Source organism: Dietzia sp. B19, from assembly GCF_014145155.1.
Classification (GTDB): Bacteria; Actinomycetota; Actinomycetes; order Mycobacteriales; family Mycobacteriaceae; genus Dietzia; species Dietzia natronolimnaea.
In genome coordinates this window covers 1-3411 of record NZ_JAALED010000195.1, presented here as the reverse complement: position 1 = coordinate 3411, position 3411 = coordinate 1, and the positions used below count along the sequence as shown (strand labels likewise).

Annotated in this window: 2 protein-coding genes; both read right to left on the bottom strand. The window is 71.6% G+C overall.

Translation table 11 applies throughout. From position 1 onward, the window contains the following. On the bottom strand, nt 1-1392 hold a 1392-nt coding region (locus tag G6020_RS06635), incomplete at its 3' end, for a polyketide synthase (protein ID WP_182610076.1). Then, a partial coding sequence (locus G6020_RS06630; RefSeq protein ID WP_241732596.1) for a phosphopantetheine-binding protein occupies nt 1389-3411 on the bottom strand: 2023 nt, incomplete at its 5' end. The genes G6020_RS06630 and G6020_RS06635, both read right to left, overlap by 4 nt.

Below are 3411 nucleotides of genomic sequence, written 5' to 3'. Positions count from 1 at the left end.
GGTGCGGCTCGCCGCGCCGAGGAGCCACAGCTGCGGGCGGGGGTCGGGGTCGGCGCCTGGTGTGCGTTCGGACTGCGCCACGACGACGTGGGCGTTGGTTCCGCCGAATCCGAGCGAGCTGACCCCGGCAATGCGGGGCCGTTCCGGCTCCCAGTCGGACGTGGTGTCGGCGCAGCGGAAGGCGGAACCGTCGAGCCCGAGGTCAGGGTTGGGGTCGGCGCAGTGCAACGAGGCCGGGATGACTCCCAGTTCGACCGCGAGCACCGCTTTGATGAGTCCTGCCACCCCGGCGGCGGCCTCGGTGTGCCCGATATTGGACTTGATCGAGCCGAGCCGGCACCACGGCCGCTCCGACCGCCCGAAGACCCGGTGCAAGGCCGCCACCTCGACGGGATCGCCCATCCGGGTTCCCGTCCCGTGTCCCTCGATGTACCCGATGTCCCGTGGCTCCAGTCCCGCTCCGGCCAGTGCCTCGGCGATGACCGTGGCGTGACCGTCGACCCCCGGGACGACGAACCCGGCCTTGGCGGCTCCGTCGTTGTTGACGGCACTGCCTCGGATCACCGCACGGATCTGGTCCCCGGACCGCACGGCGTCGCCGTACCGGCGCAGGACGACCGCGCCCGCCCCCTGGGTGAACACGGCTCCCGAGGCCCCGCTGCCATAGCTCCGGGTGTGCCCGTCGACGGAGAACGGACCATCAGGGATGTGGACGTACCCGCGAGACGCGGGTACCCGCACGGTGACCCCGCCGGCGACCGCGATGTCAGACTCGCCGCTGCGCAGCGATTCCGCCGCGAGGTGGACAGCAACCAGTGAGGTCGAGCAGGCGGTGAGCACGGTCTGCGCGGGCCCGGTGAGGTTCATCCGGTAGGCGATCCCGGTCGCCAGGTAGTCCGGCATGGTCCCCAGCGCGATCTGCATGGCGTTGGCCGGATCGGTTCCACCGGACGGGTCGAAGGACTGCCGGAAGGCGTGGTGAAGGTAAGCCGAAGGAGAGCACCCGGCGAACAGCCCCACCCGGTCCACGCCCGAGCCGTGTCCGTGGCCCGCGTCGTCGAGTGCGTGCCACACCTCCTCCGCGAAGACCCGGTGCTGCGGATCCAGGTACCTGGCCTCGTGCCGGGTGAATCCGAACGCGGCGAGGTCCACGCCGTCGATCGGGCCGAGGTCCGATCCGGTGGGGACGAAGCCCGGGTGGTCGACGAGTTCCGACGGCGCGCCGTCACGACGGGCGGACTCCCGATCGGTCCGCAGCACCCCCTCTCTCCGGTCGAGCAGCAGTCGCCACAACGCGTTGACGTCGGGCGCTCCCGGGAGACGACACGACATCCCGATGACGGCGATGTCCGACTCGTGGTGCGCCAGTTTCGGATCGACGGGACGGGTCATGAGAGGGTCTCCTGCCGGATGCGGCGGCGCTGACGCCCGCGCTGACGGGCCTGCGCGAGCAGATCGTGCGCATCGGGATCGGTGGCGAGCCCGGCGCGGTCCGAGCCGGGGTGTGAGCTCGGGTTAGGGCTCGTGTCCGGGCTGAGAACCCGGATCGGTGTGGCCTGCATGCCCGCGGCGAGTGATCGGATGTCGGGATGGGCGAAGAGCTCCGCGAGCTCCACCCGGTGTCCTCGGTCGGCGAGTGTCCTGCGGAGTCGGACGAGATCCATCGACGTCATCCCGAGTTCGAAGAAGCCCCGATCCAGCTCGTCGTGCCCGGGGGTCCGGCCGAGCACCTCGGCGACCGTCTCGCGCACGAGGGTCAGCAGGCCGCGGTCGCCCTCATCGGGTGCGCGGCGTCCCGAGATCGTTGCGGGCCGGGTACGGCCCAGCCCGGCGACATCGCGTCGGGGCACACCCGGCGTCGCCGTCGAGGGGAAGCCGGGCTCGTGCCAGCGGTCGTCTCCGTCGGCCAGCGCCGTCACGGTCGCGGCGAGGAGGTCGACGATGCTGTCCAGCGCGCCGCCGACGAAGGCGTCCTCCACCGCATCGAGGACGAGCAGCAGCGAGCCGTCGGTGTCGCGGAAGCTCTGCAGGTCGATCAGCACCTGCGGGGTCGAGCTGATCGAGTGGACCGGTTGACCCAACTCCGCCAGCGCATCACACGCGGCCGGTCCGCCGGTCCACCCGGTCAGGCCCGAGGAGTAGACGACGGGCAGCACGCCGGTGCCGCCACCGGAACGGAGGTGTTCACGTATCCGCGTGTTGCCGTGGCCGGATCCGTCGCGTCCGAGATCACGGACGCCCTCGAGTAGGCGGGTCGCCGCGGCCCGGGCGCGCTCGCTCGTGGACCGGCCGTCCGGGGGGTCTATGACGACTGTCGAGGTGTACTCACCCACGACATCACGGTGTTCGGCGGGGCGATCGAGAACGGTGACCACGACCGGCGGTCGGTGTCCGTCGTCGGTGGCCAGGATCGCGCCGAAAGCGGTGACGAGTACCGCGTCCAGGGTGGTCCGGTGGACTGCACATCGCCGGATCAACTCCGTGGTCGTCCGCGGGTCGATCTGGCGGCGTCGACGGGTGAAACCCGAGTTCTCGGGGGGCCGGACCGGCAGCAGGACGGGCGGTCTCGGCGTTCCCATCTGCGGTGGCGCCGAGGCACCGACGCTGGCACGGGCGCGGGCATCCGCCCAGCTGAGAAATCCCACCGGGGGTTGGTCGACGGGGTCGCCCCGGTACGCCGCCGTGAGGTCACGGGCGAGGATCTCCGCTCCACGCACGTCGCAGAACAGCATGTCGAGGATGAGAACGACCATCCACCGGGACATCTTCGAGGCCGGCGCCGGCAACCGTACGGCGCGGAGCTCGAGCCAGGGCTGCCCGCTCTGGGGGTCGTGGATCCAGGACATCTCCTCGACCCGGCGGCGTTCACGCTCGGCGCGCACCTCCGGGATCGTCGCTGCGCTCAGATCCTCGATCTGCAGTCTCGGCCGTGCGGAGCTGTCGATGACCTGCCGGCCGTTGTCGTCGACTCGTGCCGACAGCATGGGATGGGCGTCCACGACCGCGTCCAGCGCGCGCTCGAGCGCCACGACATCGAGGTCGTCCACCTCGACCTCGGTCCGGTAGCGCGGCGCGACCGGGCGACCCAACCACGGGTCCGCGCGGCCGACGAGATAGGCCACCTGCATCTCCGTCAGCGGGGCGCTCGTGACCGCCGCCATTCCGGGAGCCGCCACGGCGGGCGCAGTCGCGACGTAATCAGCCGTGGCGGGCGCGTCGATGACGCCCGACGGACGTGTCGTCTGGACCGGGGACTCGGCCGGGACTGGCGGCCGCGACGCGGGGGCTAACGACAACGTGGACCTCCGACCGAGGCGCAGTGCGACGAGCTGGTCCTGCCCACCTGCGGTGGCGTCCACCTCCAGCCCCTCCTCGGGCGCGGACTGCTCGATCCGGCTCAGCCATCGGCCC